Annotated in this window: 13 protein-coding genes; 6 read left to right on the top strand and 7 right to left on the bottom strand. The window is 58.1% G+C overall.

The features are described 5' to 3' along the window. Positions 1 to 62 precede the first annotated feature (62 nt). From ACXAH0_RS03655 to ACXAH0_RS03630, 6 genes are all read right to left on the bottom strand, one after another. Positions 63 to 2,423, bottom strand: a complete 2,361-nt coding sequence (locus tag ACXAH0_RS03655; protein WP_475189166.1) for a xanthine dehydrogenase family protein molybdopterin-binding subunit — start codon at positions 2,421 to 2,423, stop codon at positions 63 to 65. 196 nt (positions 2,424 to 2,619) lie between these two features. Beyond that, positions 2,620 to 3,111, bottom strand: a complete 492-nt coding sequence (locus ACXAH0_RS03650; RefSeq protein WP_475189164.1) for a (2Fe-2S)-binding protein — start codon at positions 3,109 to 3,111, stop codon at positions 2,620 to 2,622. A 117-nt stretch (positions 3,112 to 3,228) separates the two neighbouring features. Then, a complete protein-coding gene (locus tag ACXAH0_RS03645) occupies positions 3,229 to 3,975 on the bottom strand; it encodes an SRPBCC family protein (RefSeq protein WP_475189162.1) in 747 nt (248 codons plus the stop codon). A gap of 232 nt (positions 3,976 to 4,207) precedes the next feature. Then, complete coding sequence (locus tag ACXAH0_RS03640; protein WP_475189160.1) at positions 4,208 to 6,415, bottom strand: bifunctional diguanylate cyclase/phosphodiesterase; 2,208 nt, start codon at positions 6,413 to 6,415, stop codon at positions 4,208 to 4,210. 35 nt (positions 6,416 to 6,450) lie between these two features. Next, positions 6,451 to 8,085: a sensor histidine kinase gene (locus ACXAH0_RS03635; RefSeq protein ID WP_475189158.1), complete on the bottom strand. Its 1,635-nt coding sequence runs from the start codon at positions 8,083 to 8,085 to the stop codon at positions 6,451 to 6,453. Positions 8,086 to 8,317: 232 nt separating this feature from the next. After that, positions 8,318 to 9,127: an alpha/beta hydrolase gene (locus ACXAH0_RS03630; RefSeq protein WP_475182306.1), complete on the bottom strand. Its 810-nt coding sequence runs from the start codon at positions 9,125 to 9,127 to the stop codon at positions 8,318 to 8,320. A 307-nt stretch (positions 9,128 to 9,434) separates the two neighbouring features. Between ACXAH0_RS03630 and ACXAH0_RS03625 the strand changes: the two genes are divergently transcribed. The 3 genes from ACXAH0_RS03625 to lexA all read left to right on the top strand — a co-directional run bounded on the left by ACXAH0_RS03625 (position 9,435) and on the right by lexA (position 13,353). Beyond that, a complete protein-coding gene (locus tag ACXAH0_RS03625; protein WP_475182301.1) occupies positions 9,435 to 11,015 on the top strand; it encodes an acyl-CoA synthetase in 1,581 nt (526 codons plus the stop codon). After that, complete coding sequence (locus ACXAH0_RS03620; RefSeq protein ID WP_475189156.1) at positions 11,012 to 11,881, top strand: hypothetical protein; 870 nt, start codon at positions 11,012 to 11,014, stop codon at positions 11,879 to 11,881. Before ACXAH0_RS03625 ends, ACXAH0_RS03620 begins: the two co-directional genes overlap by 4 nt. A 761-nt stretch (positions 11,882 to 12,642) precedes the next feature. After that, positions 12,643 to 13,353: a transcriptional repressor LexA gene (lexA, locus tag ACXAH0_RS03615; RefSeq protein WP_475189154.1), complete on the top strand. Its 711-nt coding sequence runs from the start codon at positions 12,643 to 12,645 to the stop codon at positions 13,351 to 13,353. A gap of 4 nt (positions 13,354 to 13,357) precedes the next feature. Here the strand turns inward: lexA and ACXAH0_RS03610 are convergent, their stop codons facing one another. Then, the gene (locus tag ACXAH0_RS03610) at positions 13,358 to 15,781 is read right to left on the bottom strand and encodes a ComEC/Rec2 family competence protein (RefSeq protein WP_475189152.1); all 2,424 of its coding nucleotides are present in this window, start codon (positions 15,779 to 15,781) and stop codon (positions 13,358 to 13,360) included. Positions 15,782 to 15,919: 138 nt separating this feature from the next. Here ACXAH0_RS03610 and gltX point away from each other — a divergent pair, with 138 nt between their 5' ends. The 3 genes from gltX (at position 15,920) to ACXAH0_RS03595 (ending at position 21,704) form a co-directional block, all read left to right on the top strand. Next, positions 15,920 to 17,344, top strand: a complete 1,425-nt coding sequence (gene gltX, locus ACXAH0_RS03605) for a glutamate--tRNA ligase (RefSeq protein WP_475189150.1) — start codon at positions 15,920 to 15,922, stop codon at positions 17,342 to 17,344. A gap of 227 nt (positions 17,345 to 17,571) precedes the next feature. Continuing rightward, a complete protein-coding gene (gene gltA / locus ACXAH0_RS03600; RefSeq protein WP_475182283.1) occupies positions 17,572 to 18,864 on the top strand; it encodes a citrate synthase in 1,293 nt (430 codons plus the stop codon). A 413-nt stretch (positions 18,865 to 19,277) separates the two neighbouring features. After that, positions 19,278 to 21,704 (top strand): methyl-accepting chemotaxis protein, encoded by a 2,427-nt coding sequence (locus ACXAH0_RS03595; protein ID WP_475189148.1) that lies wholly within the window; start codon positions 19,278 to 19,280, stop codon positions 21,702 to 21,704. Positions 21,705 to 21,764 lie beyond the last annotated feature (60 nt).

Raw genomic sequence — 21,764 nt, 5'->3', positions numbered from 1 at the left:
CAGATGCAAGTGTGCGTTTCAAACAGGCGGAACCGGGCAGGACACCCCTGCCCGGCTTTCGATCATTCTGCAGCTTGCCGAAGTCCGGCCTGGCAAAGGTGCCAGACCTTTTCGGGGGTTGCCGGCATGGTCAGGTCATTGGTGCCGATAGCATCGGTGATCGCGTTGATCACGGCCGGAGGCGACCCGATCGCCCCCGCCTCCCCACAGCCCTTCATGCCAAGCGGGTTCCCCGGGCACAGGGTCTCATGGGTCGACAGATTGAACGACGGCACATCATCCGCTCGGGGCATGGTGTAGTCCATGTAAGATGCCGTCAAAAGCTGTCCGGTCTCATCATAGGCAGCGTTTTCCAGAAGCGCCTGACCGATACCCTGTACCAGCCCGCCATGCACCTGGCCTTCCACAATCATCGGATTGATGACCTTGCCGAAATCATCGGCCGCCACGAAGTTGATGATCTCCGTCTTGCCGGTCTCCGGGTCCACCTCCACTTCGCAAACATAGGCCCCTGAGGGGAAGGTGAAGTTGGTGGGATCATAGAACGCCCCCTCCTTCAGGCCCGGCTCCATGCCTTCCGGCAAATTATGGGCAGTGTAGGCTGCCAAAGCGACTTCGGTGAAACTCAGCTTCTTGTCCGTTCCGGCCACCTTCAGCTCACCGCCTTCAATCTGGATGTCCCCTTCCGAGGCCTCCATCAGATGCGCGGCAATCTTCTTGGCCTTGGCCTCAACCTTGTCGAGTGCCTTGACGATGGCGGACATGCCCACGGCTCCGGACCGCGACCCGTAAGTGCCCATGCCGAACTGAACCTTGTCCGTGTCGCCGTGAACAATGGAGACGGCATCGCTGTCCAAGCCGAAACGCTCGCTGATCAACTGGGCAAAGGTGGTCTCATGGCCCTGGCCATGGCTGTGGGACCCCGTGAGCACTTCCACGGTGCCAACGGGATTGACCCGGACTTCTGCCGATTCCCAAAGGCCGACCCCGGCTCCGAGAGAGCCAACCGCTGCCGATGGCGCAATCCCGCAGGCCTCGATATAGCAGGACAGACCGAGGCCGCGCAGCTTGCCGCGGGATGCTGCTTCCGCCTTTCGGGCTGCGAACCCAGCATAATCGGCCGCCGCCAGTGCTGCATCGAGCGTCGCATCATAATCCCCGGCATCATAGCACATGATCACTGGCGTCTGATGCGGGAACTGGCGGATGAAATTCTTGCGCCTGAACTCTGCCGGAGACAGCCCGACCTCGCGCGCCGCCGTTTCCATGATGCGTTCCAGCAGATAGGTCGCTTCGGGCCGCCCCGCGCCGCGATAGGCATCCACCGGCGTTGTATTGGTGTAGACCGTTTTGACATTCGCGTGGATCGCCGGAATGTTGTACTGACCCGACAGCAGGGTTGCATAAAGATAGGTCGGAACGGACGAGGAAAAGAGCGACATATAGGCGCCCAGATTGGCAATGGTTTTCACCCGCAGGCCGGTGATGCGGTTGTCTGCATCCAGCGCCAGTTCCGCTTCCGACACATGGTCCCGGCCATGGGCATCGGTCAGGAACGCCTCGGTGCGGTCAGACACCCACTTGACCGGACGGCCCACGCGTTTGGAGGCCCAGAGGCAGACCATTTCTTCCGGATAGATATAGATTTTCGAGCCGAAGCCGCCGCCCACATCCGGGGCGATCACTCTCAGCTTGTGCTCGGGGGCGACATTATAAAAGGCGGACAGCACAAGGCGCGCCACATGGGGGTTCTGGGACGTAGTGTAGAGTGTGTGGTGCTCTTCTGCATCATTGTAGCTTGCCAGCGCTGCGCGGGGTTCCATCGGGTTGGGGACCAGACGGTTGTTGCGGATTTCCATGCGCGTGATATGGGCGGCACTGTCAAACGCCGCATTGGCCGCTGCTTCGTCACCAATCTCCCAATCATAGATCAGGTTGCCTTCGGCTTCCGGATGCAACTGCGGCGCTCCGGGCTCCAATGCAGCCAGCGCATCGACCACGGACGGCAGCTCTTCATACTCGACAGTCACCTGATCCGCCGCATCCCGGGCCTGCGCCTGGGTGTCCGCAACCACAACGGCAACCGCTTGGCCAACATGGCGCACGATTTCCGGTTCCAGCGCGCGCCAGCCGCCCATCTTCATCGGCGTGCCGTCCTTGGAATGGATCATCCAGCCACAGATCAGATTGCCGATCCCGTCGCCGACCAGCTGATCCCCAGTCAGGACCGCGTCCACGCCGGGCATGGCTAGCGCTGCGCTTGGGTCAATGCCCTTTACCTTCGCATGGGCGTGGGGCGAGCGAACGAAGGCGGCATAGCCCATGCCCGGAAGCACCATGTCGTCCGTATATTGCCCCTTGCCGGTGATAAAGCGCTTGTCCTCCTTGCGCAGCGCCCGTGCGCCAATGCCCTCAACTGCCATAGTCTCTCTCCCAAAACCCTGTCCATGCGCTCGGCTGCCGGACGCTCCTCCGTCCCGTTGCAGCCCGGCCAAACGGACCGGCTCAATTTCTTGAAAAACCGCGGCCTTTTCCCTTGCGCCGCGATTGCGCGTTCACCCTGGCCGGGATCAGAACTTCAAAACTCATCAAGCCCTGCTCCAGCCACCCAACACCCGCCTATTCGGCGGCCTGAGCCACGCCGGCCATCTGGTCGGAGGCAGCTTTGATCGCTTTCACGATGTTGTGGTAGCCGGTGCAGCGGCAGATATTGCCTTCCAGCTCATCGCGGATGGTGGCTTCATCGAGATTTCCAGGCCCATGCCGGTTGATCATGTCGATGGCAGACATAATCATGCCCGGCGTGCAAAAGCCGCATTGAAGGCCATGATATTCGCGGAACGCGGCCTGAACAGGATGCAGATTGTCCGCCGAGCCGACCCCTTCAAGGGTAACGACATCACAACCTTCCGCCTGGCCGGCCAGCATGGTGCAGGATTTCACAGCCTTGCCGTCCACATGAACAACACAGGCGCCGCATTGCGAGGTGTCACAGCCCACATGGGTCCCTGTCAATCCGCGCGCATCGCGGATGAAGGAGACCAGAAGCGTCCGGTCCTCAACGTCAGCCGAAACCGACTTTCCGTTCAAAACCATCGATATTTTCGACATAAATTTCTCTCCCTCATATATGTCGTAGAGTCAGCGTGTCTCCCGGCGTTCCCCGTGTTTTCGACAGCGCTTATTCCGCAGTGTCACTCCTATCAAATCAAATTGGTGCCGAACTGGTCAACTTGCCAGTGCAAGAGCCAGGATCAGCACACCCAGCAAAGCCAAGCCCCAGACCATGGGCCCGCCAAAAGCGTTACGGCCGGCAGCCACTTCAAGGTTTTCCTCTGCCTTGTGCAAGGTCTCTTCCACCGCGTGCTCGGCGTCTTCAAGCGCATGAATCACTTCGGCAGGGGCGTCTTCAATGGCGATCCGCTTGGCTTCCTCGGCAAGCCCAGGGTCAAGCCCCTCGCCAACCGGGGCAGTGCTCGAGGCGGTTGCCGCTGAAGATGTTTGTACGGGGGCGTCCTCCCCGGCGGGCTGCTGGCCCTGCGACACCAGATCGGTAAACTTTCCGAAGAAATCTTCCGCCATTTTCTTGGCGGTAGAATCGATCAAGCGGCTGCCAAGCTGCGCCAGTTTACCACCGACCTGTGCCTTTGCGTCATAGGTCAGGACGGTCTCATCCCCGTCTTCGGTGAGCTGCACATTGGCAGAGCCCTTGGCAAACCCGGCAACCCCGCCCTTGCCTTCTCCCGATATGGTGTAACTTTCCGGCGGCGTGATGTTTTCCAGGGTAACGGCACCTTTGAACTTCGCCTTGACCGGTCCGATTTTTGTCGTGACCTGCGCCGTCATCTCCGTATCGGAGGTCTTTTCCAGACTGTCACAGCCCGGAATACAGGCAGCAAGCACCTCCGGATCGTTGAGAGCGTCCCAGACAACCTCTCTCCTGGCTGGAATCCGGTGGGAGCCATTCATCTCCATCTTGCTCTCCCTCACATGATTTTTCGTCGTTTTTTAAAAGATATCGCGAGCGCCCCAGACCCAGGATCGCACCTCGAGACGCGCAATTTTCGTTATCTGAGCCTGCTTCGGCACAAATTTCAATCGCTTATGTCCTGAGAATGTAAGAAAACCTGATCAGGCAATCCCCGGCCTGCAAGGACCAAGAAAAACCGAAGGAAAACGGCGCAAGCGAAAGTCGAACCGGACCTGATCAGCTATCCGCCTCGTTTGTTTCGGCAATTGCGTGAATAAAATTACCAAGTTCCGCCGTCGCGAGCGGCTTGGCATAAAAATACCCCTGCAGAAAATCACATTGCAGTGACTGCATGATCTTCTTCTGTTCAGATGTTTCCACCCCTTCCGCCGTCACGCTGAGACCAAGCGCCTGGGCTACCGCCATAATAGACTTCACCACTGCCAGCGCATCCGTGTCTGTTTCCATGTTCATCGTGAAACTGCGGTCGATCTTGATGCCGTCCACGGGCAGCTTGCGCAGATAGCTGAAAGACGAATAACCGGTCCCAAAATCATCGATGACAACCTTGGCGCCCTTGTTACGAAGCCAGCTCAACAGGGAGATCGTCACCTGGTCATTGCTCAGGAACAGGCCTTCGGTCACCTCGAACACAAGCCGGTCCAGGGACAGGTTTGCAGCCGTGGCCGCGTTTTCAATGTCCTTGTAGATGCGGTTTTCCTGCACCTGCATAGGAGATAGATTGACATTCAGCCGCACGTCATCAGACAGCCCTCCCACCTGGCTGAACTGGGAAAAGGCATGCTTGAACATCCAGGCGCCGATTTCCGTGATCAATCCGCTGGCTTCCGCTGCCTCAATCATGCGTGCTGTGTTCAGGAAGCTGCCTGATGGCGTGCGGAAGCGCATCAGTGCCTCAAAGGAGGCAATGCTCTCGTCACGCGCCTGCATGATCGGCTGATAGTTCAGCGAAAACTCCGTACGGTTGCCCGAGCCGGTCAGGAGCGAGGCCAGCCGCAAGCGTTCCAGAGCCGCCTCTTGCATAAGCGGATGGAATACGGCGTGATTGGTCAAACGCTTCTGGCGCACATCATTCAATGCAATCGAGGCATAGCGGACCGCTTCCTCGGCATCCAGGTTCCTGGCATCGGCGACCGTAAAGCCGAGCCGCAGCCGCAAAGTGATCTGGTTGTCACCAAGGCTGATCGGCTCCTGGAAGGCCTCCTCGACCCGCGCAACCACATCCTGAATCCGGTTCTCTTCGCCGCCTTTCAGCAGGATCAGGAATTCATCGATTTCCTTGCGTGCAATCGTCAAGGCTTCGGGGAAGGTCTGGGACAACCTGTGCCCGGTGCGTTTGAGAACCGCCCCGGCCTTTTCATCGCCAATTCCGTCGGCAATGATCCGGAACCGCTGGATATCCGTGTGTACAACAAGCAGCGTGCCATGCTTGTCTGCATTGCGCTGATAGGTCTCCAGAAAGCCGGAAAACGTCGACAAGCCTGTGACCCGATCCACGTAGGCCAGATTGCGAATATGTTCCAGAAGGCCGGTCTTCTCGTACCCAAGCGCAGCATTGGAGATGAAGAGCTGGACGACTTCAGAGCCAACCAGATCATCCAACTCTGCTTCGGTGAGAGCGACGTAAAACGCCCCGGCCATACCATTTCGCGTCAATAACGGCATGGCGATCCCGTAAAGCGACGGGCAGGATTGGTGGCTTTCGATGCAATCCACAATCGTCGTGCGCACATGGTCTTCCCCGACCACCCCGAGCGGCAGGTCGACCTTGTCTTCAAACTCGCCGCTGGCCGCCAGAACCCGGACGGTTGACAGATCCGCGCTGCCCACATCGGGCAATGCTTCCAAACCGCAGATCATCGCATCAAGCGGTTTTCCGACAAGCTCTTCAAAGTGCTTGAGCGCCGTATCGGCAAATTCGCTCAAGCCATTCTTTTCGACGATCGAAGACAGATGCGCGTTAAGCTGCTTCAGTTTCTGCCGGTTCGCCTCCAGCGACATCACCAGCGTGTAACCGCGCAGGGAGGTGATGATTGTGGTAATCAGCTTGGTCCGGGACAGCTCCGCCTTTTCAGCATAGCCGTCTATGTCGAACTTCATGATCACATCAGTCTGCGGTGCATAGCCGGGCTGACCGGTGCGCAGGATCAGACGGGTAAACTTGTTGCCAAGTTCAGAGCGGATCCAACGGACAAGCCCGAGACCCGCCGTATCGCTTTCCATGACCACGTCAATCAGAGCAACCGCAATATCGTCATGGGTCTTGAGCATATCCCGCGCTTCCTGTGCGGACAGCGCGTGCAGCAGCTCAAAGGGACGTTCCTCGAATTCATAGCCGGCGACGGCAATCTTAGTCACGTCATGAACGTCCGGATCGTCATCCACGACAAGGATTTTCCATGGCGCCTTTGTCGTTTTGGTCACCTCAGGCTCAGAGGGGACAAGAAAGTCCATGACCATCAGTGAATACTCCTTGCGGTCGATCTCCCCGAAGGAGCTTTGACAGGCAACTCAATTGTGAATTCCGTCCCTGCACCTACTCTGGAAGAAACGGCAATCGTGCCGCTCAATGCTTCCGTGACAAGCTGATAACAGATCGCCATGCCGAGGCCCGACCCGCCTTTGCCGAATTTCGTAGTGAAGAAGGGTTCAAACACCTTTTTCAAATTCTTCTCCGGAATACCAACACCAAAGTCCTTGCAGACAAAAACGATCTTGTCCCCCTCTTCCCCGTCGTCATTGCCCGGAGCACCTCTGACAATTTTCGAACTGATCCTGATGGTGCCTTCGTTCCGGCCTTCATAAGCATGTTTCATGGCGTTTTCGACCAGATTTGACACCAACTGACTGACCGCCCCGGGATAACTCTCGATGATTCTGTCTGCCGCCAAATCCAATTCTACGTTAAATGAGGTTTTCTTCAGAGTCGGCTGTAATGTCGCAAGCGTCTCCCGGATGATATGGTCGAAGTTAAACTGGCGCATTTTTTCGCTCTGACGGTCAACGGCAACCTGCCGGAAATTGCCCACAAGCTCACGAGCGCGCCCAAGTGTCTTTTCAATAATCCCTGCCGTATCGGAAATACGCTGGACCTCCCGTTCCAGCCTGTCCTTGCTCAGGCTCTGCTGGTCAAGCTCCCGCGTCAGGCTGTCAGTTGAATCCTTGATGGTCGTTGCCGCCATCAACGCATTGCCCAAAGGCGTGTTGAGCTCATGGGAGACCCCCGCCACGAGTGCGCCCAGCGCCGCAAGATTGTCCGCTTGGATCAGCTCTTCCTGCACCAGCTTCAATTGCTCGGTCCGGTGGGTCACCAGTTCTTCCAGATTGGTCTGGTATTCCTGGATCTTTTTCAGATCGAGATGCCGCCGGTAAACCATGGATTGCAGGCTTTCGGCCAGAATACCAATCTCGTCGGCCCGGTCTGGCATCAGCCGCGCACTGGGCGGCGCCTCGATCAGGCGCGGCGTCGACAGATATTCGACAATGGCCGATAGCGGCTGACCGATCAAACGGCGGAACACGGCCCGGATAACAACGGCCAAGAGCATCAGATAAACGATGATCGCTGCAACCGTATAGCCAACAGTTGAGACGATCTCATTCGATATCGTGTTGCGGTCGATCAGAATGAAAACCTGCCCGATGGCATCCTTGTGCAGGATCGTGCTGGGGGAATTCAGCGTGTAGCTCAGAGCCTCCTTGCGGCGCGGGCCTTCGACCTCCTCACCGAAGTTCCCGGTATCCGGAGTTTCCACCCAGACTCTCTCAACCACTTCAAGACTTTCCAGGCCACGGATAAGCTGCAAAGTGGCATCTGCATTGACCGTCCAGATCGCCCGTTCAAACGGGCGTTCAGTCGCCTGAAAGAAAGCTTCGGTCACGCGAATGGCCCTGGCGTGGGAGGCATCCCAGGTGATTTTCGTCAAAATCCCAATGAAAACAACGCCAAGCACCGCAAACAGGCCAAGCGTATAAAGAATGAACGTACGCGACAGGCTGACCCGGCCCATCTCTTTGGGAGTATATGGCAACGACGCACTGCCGCTCACGCTCAAGGCACCCACCCCAAATTCCGAGGAGATCAGTCTCCTCATTGTTCTCACCTGCACCGGCGTCACATGCCGCCCCCGGGAAACCTTTGCTCAAGGTTTCAAACAGCAATTCCGGTGTTTCTAAAGTCATGATATCGGCACCGTTCTACCGGCGGCCAACCTTAGTTTCGGATTTTGCTTAGGGTTTCTAAATTTTCCATAAAAATCAATTGTAAATTAAATCATCGACAATGCAATTTTTCCTTCCATTTTCTTAAGATAAACGCAACCTCCATCAAAACAGAAGCGTTTTTGTCACAGCGCTTTTGGCATCCAGCAAACCATCAATCACGTCAAAATGGTGCTTGCCCGTTTCTTCCCTGTAGCGCGTGCCTGGCCAGGCTTCGGCCAACAGCTTTGACTGGCGCAAAAACTCCGGCCGCTCATCTGCACCCACCCAGGCTGTGACTGGGCAAGTGCCGAGCCGGGTCTGCAGCGCGGCGCTTTCCAGAACAGCGTCTTTTTCGCTCAGGCCAAAGGAGTCATTCATGCTTGTATGTCTCAAGGGTCTCAGATCGTGCAGGCCGCTGATGGACACAACCGCCGCAATCCGCTCCAGAACCGGCTGGGTCAATGGGGTATCCTCACATAGCATTCGGGTCACCAGGTGCCCGCCCGCGGAATGACCGGCAAGACGAACCGGCCCCTTCACCTGTCCGGCGGCTTTAAGGATCGCAGCGCCGACCTGCTCCCGGATCTCTGACAGTGAAACGGCAGGAGAAAGATCATAACTGGGAAGACACACGGCCCAGTCCTGCGACAGAGGGCCGGCGGCCAAATGCGACCAGAAGCTCTTGTCAAATTTCAGCCAGTAGCCGCCATGGACAAAAACAACCAGCCCCTGCGCTGTACCACTCTTTGGAAAAAACAGGTCAAACCGGTGGCGCTGCCCGTCCCCATAGGCAACATTTAGTCGCTTGCCCTCCCAGCCCTTCCGGAAAGCCTCCGCCTTCTCCGCCCAGCGCAGAGGATACTGTTCAGCACCGGGGATATAGGAGCCGTTCGCATAAGCATCATCCCAGTCGGCGCGCGTTCTTTCACTCATCTTGGAAACCTGAAAAGAAGGAAATTTGAAAGCCCGGCCAACATACACAAATTACCGGCTCATGAAATGGCAAAGCCTGTGCGCTCCTGTGCATGCGCGGCCCCGGTCTGACGCATGACCTCCCAAAAGGGCCAGCGCGAACCTTTCAAAGGCCGGTTTTCCAACAGGATCACATTCTTCTGTTTTAAAAGACCTCTTCTGTTTCGATTGCCGGAGCCTTGCTCTAATCTGCGCGCAAGAGAAAACATCCGCAGGGGCCAATGTGAAGTTGTCTCGTCAGCCCCTCCGAACGGGAGGCAATTCACACATGATGCAACGCTGTTCTGCGCGCGTGCCCAATCTTGCGCATTTTCTGACCCGAAACGCTGCCAGATTCCCAGACCGTCCGGCCCTTGTCTGGGAGGGGAAGACCTGGAACTGGGCAGACCTTGACCGGCGCGTTTCAGCCCTTTGCTGCGCCCTGGAGACCGAGTACGGCCTTGCCAAGGGGGACCGCCTTCTGGTTCAGGCGGAGAACTCCAACCAGATGGTGGAAGTCATGCTGGCCGCGTTCCGGCTTGGAGCGGTCTGGGTCCCCTGCAATTTCCGTCAGGCCCCGGGGGAAACCGCCTATGCCAGCCAGAAGGCAGAAGCGGATGTCTTCATCTTCGATGCCCGCTTTGAAGCACAAGCCAACGCTGTCTCCGCTGAAAGGCCTCAGCTCAAGGGCTCTCTTTCCATAGGACCAGGCGCCCCCGCCCCGTCCTATGAATCCCTGATCGACCGCTATTTGGGACAAACAGCCGGAAATACAGCCGTTGAGCATGATGATCCGTGCTGGCTGTTTTTCACATCTGGGTCAACCGGCCGTCCAAAAGCTGTCGTGCTGACACACGGCCAGATCGGATTTGTCACGGTCAATTATCTCGCAGATCTTCTGCCCGGCACAACCGAGCAGGACGCATCCCTTGTTATCGCACCGCTCTCCCACGGAGCGGGCCTGCAGCTGATCGCCCAGCTCCCGGCAGCCTCTTCCCATGTCCTGATGCCGCGCGGCGGGTTCACCCCGGCGGCGGCTTTCGAGCTCATCGGGAAACACCGGATCAGCAATCTCTTCACGGTTCCGACCATTGTCAAACGGCTGGTGGAAGACCCGGCTGCCGATGACTTCGACCATTCCAGCCTGCGCCATGTCATCTATGCGGGCGCCCCCATGTACCGGGAAGACCAGAAAAAGGCACTTGCCAGGCTGGGGCCGGTGCTTGTGCAATATTACGGCCTAGGCGAAGTGACCGGCAACATCACTGTTCTGCGCCCTCAGGACCATTTCGCCGAAGATGGTCCGTCTAGCCGCATCGGCACCTGCGGCACCGAACGCACCGGCATCGAAATCAGCATTCAGGACGAGGCGGGAAACCATCTTGGCCCAGGCGAAACCGGAGAGGTCTGCGTGATAGGCGCCGCCGTCTGTTCCGGCTATCTGGACGATGAGGCCGCCAATGCAAAATCCTTCCGCAATGGCTGGTTCCGCACCGGCGACCTCGGCCATATGGACGAGCAGCGCTACCTCTACCTGACCGGGCGGGCCTCGGACATGTATATTTCCGGCGGCTCGAATGTCTATCCGAAGGAGATCGAGGAAATTCTTCTCACCCATCCGGCGATCTCGGAAGTGGCCATTCTCGGAATTCCCGATCCGCATTGGGGAGAGACCGGCCTTGCCGTCTGTGTGGCGCAGACCGGGCAGCAGGTTCAAGATGCGGAGCTGACAGAGTTTCTGACCGGCAAGATCTCCCGATACAAGATGCCCGCGCGCTATCTCTTTGTGGATGCGATGCCGACCAGCGCCTATGGCAAAGTCACGAAGAAACTGGTTCGGGACGTCCTGACCAGCCGGGGCCTGATATGAGACGGCCAGCACCGTCAGCCCTTGCCGATATCCGCCATCCGGGCCCTGCCGCGGCCGACAGGCGCCCCTTTGCGCTCTGCGACGCCATTCCGATAGCGGTTCCCGTGCCCGCCGGCACACCGCTCCTGACCAATCTTGGCGCGTGGGCTGCTGCGTCCGGCTTTTCCTCCGCCGTTCTGGATCTGTCCGGCCTCCCCCTCTCGGCCTTCGACTACGTCATGCCCGACCGGGCCATCGACGACCGGCACGCCGCCTGGTACAGCGACACCCACCACTCCGCCGCTGCTGTCCTTGAGGAGGCTGTCGCCATCCTGGGTTGGAAGGACGGGAGCTGGTTCGCCCATATTCACGGCTTCTGGCAGGACGGGAACAAGCAACGCCTCGGCCACCTGCTGCCCCACACGCTGACGGCCACGCAGGACATCACAGTCTCCGGCTGGGGCCTCAGGGGCGCGCGGTTCGAGGCGGAGCTGGACCCGGAAACCGAATTCACGCTGTTCCGGACCAGGACAGAGGACAGCGCCTCCCCGCGGCCAACGCATAATGCACTGATCACGACCCTCGCCCCGTTTGAGGACCTGTCCACCAGCATCGAAAGCCTGGCAGCCACACTTGGCCCTGGCCCCTATTGCGTTTACGGCCTCGGCAGCCTTGCCGGAGCCCGGTTCACCGACAGCGCGCCCATGACAGGCCTGATTTCCGAAATCCTGTTGCGCCCGGGAGCTGGAGCGGAAAAAGGAACACCGCCCGCTGTCCCGGTCCGCTGCGCGGACCTGACCGGTGCTCTCTTTGAGGGTATACTTGTCCCCGGCGGCGCGCCGACGCTGGTAACGTGCGAGCTGCTGATCGTCAGGGAGAACGGATGACCCCGACTTGAAACGCCGGTTTCCAAAGCGCACAAGTGTACGCACCGGACTTAAATGGCACGGGCCGAATTTCATCGGCACCAGAAAGTCTTGTCCGGGAAAACGCGGGATTTCGCGGTTCTAATTTTCAGGAGCAGCTGGTTTTCAATCCGGACTTCTATAAAACGTAGAAATAGGGAAAAGACGTTGAAGCATGGAAACCTTGCGGGGCATTTCCAAAGCAAGACAGTCCTTCTGGATTATTCGTTCCGTGGCATGCGTAGCATACGGTTTTCAAGACTGTATCCGGGTCGTTGTCAGTGTCATCTTTAAAAATTTTCGAATAAGTTTGTCCGTTGTTCGGACAACCAAGTTTTAGGAAGTCTGGGCAGCTTCGTGCAGGTGTATGCGGCTACACAACATCTATTGCAATCAGACAACACAACAGCACCCCATGACCAAATCTCTGCGCCGCCGACGCAGACTATTCTGTAGTGAAGAATTGAGCCAGCGGAGCAAAACGGGGCCAATTGCCCGATGAATGCAAAAGTTCCCGATTTTCAGTCCGGAGCACCATTCATCGTACGGTTGAGTTTTGTCATGCCGCCCAGCCAGCAATCAATACGGCCAAAAGTGCAACTGCCAGTGCCGTTTTACTCTGACAGATCCACAAGTGGCCCGGCAGAACAGTAAGAGAACATTTACGCTTGCGGAACACAATGAGAACAGGTAATGTGTTCTTGATTTGTACCAGAACCTTCTCATGGTCAAGGAATGCCGATATGCTGACGCGCAAGCAGTATGAACTGCTCATGTTCATTCATGAAAGACTGAAAGAAACCGGTGTTCCGCCGTCCTTTGATGAAATGAAGGACGCTCTCGACCTCAGGTCGAAGTCCGGTATTCACCGGCTGATCACGGCTCTGGAAGAACGCGGCTTCATCCGCCGCCTGCCGAACCGGGCCCGCGCCATGGAAGTGGTCCGGCTGCCGGATTCCATTGCACCGGGCCTCGGCGCCCCCCGCCAGCGTGGCAGCTTTTCCCCCGAAGTCATCGAAGGGTCTCTTGGCAAGGCGGAACCGGCTCGCCCTGCACCGGAGCCTGAAGTGGCGGGAACGGAGATTCCGGTCATGGGGCGCATTGCCGCCGGGGTGCCGATCGAAGCGATCCAGACCCACAGCCATTCCATCACAGTGCCGCCGGAACTTCTCGGCAAGGGCGAACATTATGCTCTGGAAGTGCGCGGCGATTCCATGATCGAGGCCGGTATTCTGGACGGCGACACCGTGCTGATCCGCCGTACGGAAAGCGCCGATAGCGGCGATATCGTGGTAGCGCTGGTGGATGATGAAGAGGCCACCTTGAAGCGGCTGCGCAAGAAAGGCGCCTCAATTGCCCTGGAAGCTGCCAATCCCGCTTACGAAACCCGCATTTTCGGCCCCGGCCGGGTGCGTGTTCAAGGACGGCTTGTCGCCCTCTTCCGCCAATATTGACCGTTTAGCCACCTCCCTGGCGCAGGCTGGTACGCGTCACCTCCCCCGCCCGGTTCCACGGACGGGGCTCCTTTTGAAGCGCAAACTGGATGTCCGTGACAGCCAGCACCCGTGTTTTCAGCGCATTGGGGGCAGATGCCTGATCCTCTCTTTCCCGTTTCCGGGTTCCCTGCCCTTCCGGCACAGCCTCTTCCATGGCCGGGGAAGCGGCGCGCGCCAGCCAGATCGAAACAGCACCGCGCGCATGGCGCAGGGATTTGTCAATCACAAGGGGAGCAGAACAGGATTTGGGCGCAATCAGATCGCTCACGATCAAATCAGCCCATCGGCAATCCATTTCAAATGCCTCAGGCCTCTTTGTGAGAGCCAGTTTGAGAGGCCTGTGCTCGAAGCCGTCAGGCACGTGCGCCCCGGCCACTTGATAAGCGCGTATCACGCAGCCGCCGGGATCACAGGCGATTTGAGGCGCTTTCATCCTGCGCGATTTAATTTCGCCCTCTGGAACTCCCTCCGTCTGAAACCAGATATCACCAGCAAAACTGTCCCGGCGGGCAAACCAGCGCAAATCCCCAATCCGGTCCCGGGCTGCGAGCTTGTTTCCGGAAGCGGCAATCTGGATGTCCGGCGGCCGGCTGACCTGCACAAGCACCAGGCCAAGGATCAGGGGCCCAAAGGCCAGGCTGCGCCACCGGCCCGGCAGCAGCAGCACGCCGAACAGGGCAGCTGAAAAAGCCAGCATCTCCGGCAGACCAATCCGGCCAATGGCGCCTGCAGCTCCACTAAGATCAGACACGAAGCCCGCCACATCAAGAAGCAACCTGACACCAAAGGCCATAAGGCTGAGGGGCACAGAGGCCAAGCCAAACGGCATCAGAACAAGCGACAGAACCCCCATGGGCATGACCAGCAAGGTGAAGATCGGCATGCCGAGCACGTTTCCCAGAAGCCCCAGGGGGGCTATGCGCCCAAAATGATGGGCGGCAATGATCCCGGTTGCCAGTCCGGCCACCAGCGCTGTGACAGCCAGCCCCAACGACCAGCGCAGGGTAGACCGGGCAAGCTGCAGCAAAGGCCTGCCCCCATTGTGGGTCTGGCGAATCAGCGGATCCGGTCGGTTCCGCCAGAGCTCGTAAACCGCCACGAGGCAGATCACCGCGGCAAAGGACATTTGAAAACCTGGAAAAAGCAGCCTCTCAGGCGCCAGACCCAGCAGGAAAAGCGCAGCCAGCGCGACACTGCGCAAGGTTAGCCCCCGGCGGCCGGTCAGAACGCCCAGAAAGACGAGACCGATCATCAAAAACGACCGCTGGGTAGCAATCGATGCCCCGGACAGAACCAGATAAAAGACCGCTGCCGCCAGCGCCAGCACTGCGGCGATCTTGTGAATTGGCCAGCGCAGGGCAACTGGCGGGAAAAGGGCCAGAAGAAAAAGCACCGCGCCATAGGTGCCACCAGCAAAGAGCGCCATATGCAATCCCGAAATTGCAAGAATATGGGCAAGCCCCGCCGCGCGAAGGTTCTCTTCCTGCGGATCCGAAATACCGCTCCTGTCGCCCACAAGCAGCGCCACAACAAGACCCGCCTCCGGCCTGCCCCCCAGGATTTTTGTGATCCTGTTTGCAAACCAGCTGCGCATCTCCCCGACAACGGCGGTTAGACGCAGCCCCGCAGGCAGGGATTGCGCCTCCAGAACCTCCGGCACGCCAAAACTGAACCCGGTAGCCCCGATCTGCGAAAAATAGGCCCGGAGGGAAAAGTCATATCCTCCCGGCACAACCGGCCCAGCCGGAGGAAACAGACGGGCTTTGAGACGGACCAAAGTTCCGGTTCGCGCCGGGCTCGCTGCCGGTATCCGGACCCTTACCTTTTTCGGAAAGACGACCGCCCCGGACGATTTGCCGTTGACAGACGTCACCTCAAGCACAACCCGCACTCCAGAGGCCCGCGTTTCACGGGAGACAACGGTCCCTGTGAGCGTCGCAATCATGGGTTCTCCAAGGCGCGGCGCTGCGACAAAGGCTGTCCGCACGGCTCCGCTGGTCGCACCGGCCAGAAAAGACACAAGCAGCACCATAATAGGCCCAAGCCCCCGTGTGCGTTGCATTTTGAATGCCGCAAGACACGCCAGGGCGAGGACACCCGCAAGCGCGGGCCAGAAGGGTTCTTGAGGCAGTCCCATATAGACCGCTATGCCGGCCGCGAAGGCAAAAGCGGTCCAGAGCAGCCCACGCTCCTGCCAATAAGAACCGGACTGGGCCGGCCGTTTCGCCGTAAAACGCGCGAGCCAAATCCACAGATCGGCACCGGGATCAGCTGCCTTGCCAGTGGCCGTCTCTTTCTGGCGCGCACCTGCAGCTACAGACGTATGAGCTTTCGGCGTCCCGGAAAGACTTTTGAGGTCTTCGTGCGGTGCGTTCTCGTCCGCCACTGCTCCGCTCCCCTTCAGCCTGGCTTCGAAAAACCGACAAGCCTATTTAGCCGCGCCAAAGCCTGTGATAAGACCGCGCCACACACGCAGTGCGCCCCGCGCGCTCACCTTATTGATGAGATTTTCAAAAAAAGCACCATGGCACAAGAGATCGTCACGCGCTTCGCACCGTCCCCGACCGGGTTCCTTCACATTGGGGGCGCCCGCACGGCCCTGTTCAACTGGCTGTTCGCCAAACATCATGGCGGCAAGATGCTGCTCCGGATCGAGGACACCGATCGGGCCCGCTCGACCCAGGAGGCCGTGGACGCTTTGGTCGATGGCCTCACCTGGCTTGGCCTTGACTGGGACGGCGACGCGATTTCCCAGTATTCGCGTGCCGGTCGCCACAAGGAAGCGGTGGAGCAGATGCTGGCTAATGGCACCGCCTACCGATGCTACTCGACCCCCGAAGAGGTCGAGGCGATGCGGGAAAAGGCCCGCGCTGAAGGCCGCCCGCCCCGCTATGACGGCACCTGGCGCGACCGGCCAGCCTCAGAAGCGCCGGACGGAATCGATCCGGTGATCCGCCTCAAGGCTCCCCAGGACGGCGAAACGGTCGTTGAGGATCTGGTGCAGGGCCGCGTGGTCATTCCGAACAAGGATCTCGACGATCTTGTGCTCATGCGCTCGGACGGAACCCCCACCTACATGTTGGCAGTTGTCGTGGATGACCATGACATGGGTATCACTCACATTATCCGCGGCGTCGATCATCTGACCAATGCGGCCCGTCAAACACTGATCTTTCAGGCCCTGGGCTGGACCGTACCCGCCATGGCCCATATTCCATTGATCCATGGCCCGGACGGGGCCAAGCTTTCAAAGCGCCATGGGGCCACAGGCGCCGAAGCCTACCGCGTCATGGGGTATCTGCCGCAGGCGATGCGCAACTACCTTGCGCGCCTCGGCTGGAGCCACGGGGATGAAGAAATCATGGCACTGGACGACATGATCCGCTGGTTCGGGATGGACGCTGTCGGCCAGTCCGCCGCCCGCTTTGATTTCAAGAAGCTGGAAAACCTGAACGGGCATTATATGCGCGCAACACCGGATACGGAGCTTCTGGACCATTGGAGGGTCTATCTCCAGCATGCTGAAGATGGCGCTGCCGTACTGGACTGGATGGCGCTGGAGGCCAACCGGGCCACCGCCCTTGCTGCGTTGCCCGGATTGAAAGAACGTGCCAAGACGCTGGTTGAATTGACAGAAAGCGCTTCTTATCTATGGCGGCAGAGGCCGCTGGAGACAGATGAAAAGGCTGACAAAATTCTCACCGATGACGCCCGCACCCTTTTGGGCGAGCTCGGCGCTGCGCTCAAGGACGTGTCTGACTGGACGGCCGAAGCCCTGGAATCAACCGTAAAAGCTTATGCGGAGCAAAAAGACCTTAAACTCGGGAAAGTTGCCCAGCCACTGCGCGCAGCCCTGACAGGCCGGGGCACGTCACCGGGAATCTATGACGTTCTGATTGCCCTCGGCCGGCAGGAATCGCTCGACCGGATCCAGGATCAGGCGGCCTAAGGCTTTCCGAAGCGAAAGCCTTTTCAACGCGGTGCCGCCTTCACACCTGGCGGCACGCGTAAAACTGGTCTTTGACCAAAGCGTTACACGGGCCTGCTTGCGGCACTGCGGCAAATGGGCTACGCAAGACGCGAATTTTCTAAAGAGCCGTCCGGCAGGATCCTGGCAAACGCGGTTTGCGGGACACACTCTGGAGGGCAAACCAGGATAAATGAAGGGGTTTCTGTATGGCCGACAACAACGCCAAGCTCAACGTCGGTGGCGCCGACCACGATTTCGACGTTTTTGACGGATCCATCGGACCGTCGGTCGTGAACATCTCGTCCTTGTACAAGGACACTGGCATGTTCACCTACGACCCGGGCTTTACCTCAACCGCATCTTGCGAATCCAAGATCACCTATATCGACGGCGACGAAGGCACCCTTCTTTACCGCGGATACCCGATCGAACAGCTTGCCGATCATGGCGACTTTCTGGAATCCTGCTACTTGCTGCTTTACGGCGAACTGCCGACCAAGGTCCAAAAGGACGATTTCGTTCAGCGTGTGACCTATCACACCATGATCCACGAGCAGATGAACCGGTTCTTCTCCGGGTTCCGCCGGGACGCGCACCCGATGGCCATCATGGTCGGAACCGTTGGCGCCCTGTCCGCGTTCTACCACGACTCCACAGACATCACCGACCCGCATCAGCGCATGGTGGCGTCCCTGCGCATGATCGCCAAGATGCCAACCATTGCAGCCATGGCCTATAAATATCATATCGGCCAGCCCTTCGTTTATCCGCGCAATGATCTCGGCTACGCCGCCAATTTCTTGCATATGTGTTTTGCGGTGCCGTGCGAGGAGTACAAGGTCAATCCGGTACTGGCCCGCGCCATGGACCGGATCTTCATCCTGCATGCGGACCATGAGCAGAACGCGTCAACCTCCACCGTGCGCCTTGCCGGCTCCTCCGGTGCCAACCCGTTTGCCTGTATCGCAGCCGGCATTGCCTGCCTGTGGGGACCGGCCCATGGCGGCGCCAACGAGGCGGCACTCAACATGCTGTCGGAGATCGGGTCCGTTGATCGCATCCCGGAATTTGTCGCCCGCGCCAAGGACAAGGACGATCCGTTCCGTCTGATGGGCTTCGGCCACCGGGTCTACAAAAACTATGACCCACGCGCGCGCATCATGCAGAAAACCACCCATGAGGTGTTGGGCGAGCTTGGTATCAAGGACGACCCTCTTCTGGACGTTGCCATCGAGCTGGAAAAAATCGCGCTCAACGATGAGTATTTCATCGAGAAAAAGCTCTACCCGAATATCGACTTCTATTCCGGTATCACATTGCGCGCGCTCGGCTTCCCGACAACGATGTTCACCGTACTGTTCGCTCTGGCCCGCACCGTCGGCTGGATCGCCCAGTGGAAGGAAATGGTGGAAGATCCGTCCCAGCGCATCGGCCGTCCGCGCCAGCTTTACACCGGGGCGACCAAGCGGGACTACACGCCGATCGATCAGCGCCGCTAATCTTTCAAACGAAAAGTTTTGAGAACAGTCTGACGCAAAATTCAAACGCCCTTCGGTGCTTCCGGAGGGCGTTTTGCCTTAAGGGAATGGAAAACACTTTCCAATCAGAGCTGCCGTAGACCGGAAGAGCACCTCCGAAAATACGCCACCAAACTTCGACCAGGATGAGGCTGAAAACAAAAGCAAGTCGAATACATCACGAATACGCAAAAACCCGCTCGAAGAGCAAAGTAAAAATTTGTTTCAATTTAAATAAAACAATATAATATCTAGATTCCATTCAACGGAAGCGACTATTTTCTGCACAAATTAACAGCAAAAACACAAAGTATACGGAATAATAACAAGTTAAATCCTATCCTCGTATCCGCATTTATGACGATTAGAAGTGATATAAACTTCACGAGGGCGATATGGCTTTTTGGAAATATGCAACGGACGTCAAATTCGGTATCAAGGTCGGAGGAGGATTTGCAACTATAGTGGCTCTGACCGGCATTGTCGGTGGTGTCGGTGCCTATGGTGTGATGACGTTGTCGGACCGGATGCAGGTCGCCAAACAATCGACCTCCGTGATCGCCCAGCTTCAAAGCCTTGCTGGCAAGCGGGAAGAGTTTCTCACGCTCCGGACGCCTGCCGCAGCCAAAGCAGCGCTGCAGGATCTCGACCGGCTTGACCTTGAGCTTGTGCAGCTTGAGGGTCAGCTGTCCTCCTCCGGATCGGACACGAGCAAGGTCAGGGACGCAGCAAAGGCTGTTGCGCATTTCCGTGACGCTTTTCAAAAAGTCGTTTCTCTTGCCCGGACCCAGACCGAAAAACGGGAGGAGCTGGAAAGCTCCTTGAAAGACCTGGAAAAGGTGGCCACCGCGATTCTGGCAAAAGCCAGTGACGCACGGCACAAGGTTAGTGACCGGGACGCGAAAGCCCGCAAGACAATTCTGTCCGCCAACAAGGCCGGAGAAGCCACATCAGACTACCTGGAAGAAGTGCTTCAATTACAGAACCAATTTGCCGATGCCAAGAACAACAAGGCGGAGCTAGCCAAGATAGAGGCAGGCCTGAAGGCGTTGCTGCCGGATGCAGTCAGCATGACCGCCACCTCTGTGGATGGAATTGATAAGGCCGATTTTGAAAAACTGCGCACCGATACAGAGGCGGCCATCGGCACAGTGACCAAGCTTATGGCCTCCAAAGACTATATCGAGATCTTTGATCTGACCGATGCTGCCAAACTGCAACTCAGCGATCTGGTGAAAAGCCTCAAGAAAATCGGCACAAAGCTCTCAGTGGCGATCCAGACTGTCAACAAACAGGCAGATGACATCAACCGCCACTTCTATGTGGCTGATGACGTCGCAAACACGGTTATGCGCCTTGAAACCAATGCCAACGCGGTCAAGGCGTCCGCCTTCCACTTCATCATCTCACCGGACAGGCATGCGCAGCAAGTTGTCTCCAAAGGCCTGGCCGATCTGACCGGCCTGACAACACGGCTGGAAAAGAGCGCCAGCAGCTTTCCAGACATTGCCAAGAAAGTATCGGACATACAGAGCTCTCTGTCAGTGTTCGGAACCGCATTCCGGGGCTTGGCGCAAAACAGATTCGAACTCATGTCAGAGATTTCAGACATGAAAGCCCTGGCCGCAACGGTCAGCACACGGATTTCCGGTATCTCCAAAGAACAAAATGAAACAGCCCAGACCAGCAGCAAAAACGCGCTCAGCATCATCATTGTAGCGCTTCTGGCGGCGGTCAGTGCCGGGGCCGGACTTGCCTTTGCTCTCAATTACGCGGTGAACCGCCCGCTCCGCCGGACGACACAGACCATGTCTCATCTGGCGCAAGGCAACACCGATATCGAGATCACTGGAACGGACCGCGGCGATGAGATCGGTGACATGAACCGCACCTTGCAGGTCTTCCTGGACAATGCCCGCGACCGGCTGCGCCTTCAGGCTGAAACCGAACAGGATCAGCATATGCGCTCAGAACGGGCCCAGAAGACCGAACAGCTTGTCACGGAGTTCCGCAGGACCGTTTCGAGGGTTCTGGGCACGGTCGGTGAGACCGCCACCACTCTTGACAGCACGGCCCGGGACCTGAGCACGATTGCGACGGAGAATTCCAGCCTGGCCGACACAACATTCGGCATTACCGATGAAGCCACCCAGAACGTGCAGACGGTCGCAAGCGCGGCGGAAGAACTGGCAACTTCCATTGGAGAGATCGCCCGTCAGGTCAGTCTGACAACCCAGGTTGTCGGCCGGGCGACCAAAGGCACTCATGTGACCAATGACAAGGTCAAGAGCCTGTCCAGCGCCGCCACCAAGATCGGTGAAGTGGTCACTCTCATCCAGGCAATTGCCGAACAGACCAACCTGCTGGCCTTGAACGCCACCATCGAAGCGGCCCGGGCGGGCGAATCCGGCAAAGGATTTGCGGTCGTGGCTGCAGAGGTCAAGGAACTTGCCACCCAGACCTCCAAAGCGACCGAGGACATTAGCTCGCAGATTTCCGAAATCCAGCAGGCCACCAATGATGCCGTCTCCGCCATTCAGGACATCACGGACACGATGGAAGAGGTGAACAAATATACTGCCAACATCGCCTCGGCGGTGGAACAGCAAGGCACGGCCACAAAAGAGATTTCCGTAAATGTGCAACGGGCAGCGGAGCGGACCGGGTCTGTGAAGGCCAATATGTCCAACCTCTCCGAGGCTGTCTCCCAGACCAGCCAGTCGGCCAATCTGGTCCTGACCTCCTCAACGGAACTGTCTCAAAAGACCGAAGACCTCAATCAGGAGGTTGCCCGTTTCCTGACCAATGTGGCCCAGGCCTGAGACAGCTGTACCAGCCTCAACTGAATGAGCGTGGCATCAGGGCAGCAAAAGAGAAATCCG

Source organism: Roseibium sp. AWQ4_290 (assembly GCF_056160985.1).
Note: the sequence above shows the minus strand (reverse complement) of the source record. Positions and strands in the feature narration are given on the sequence as shown.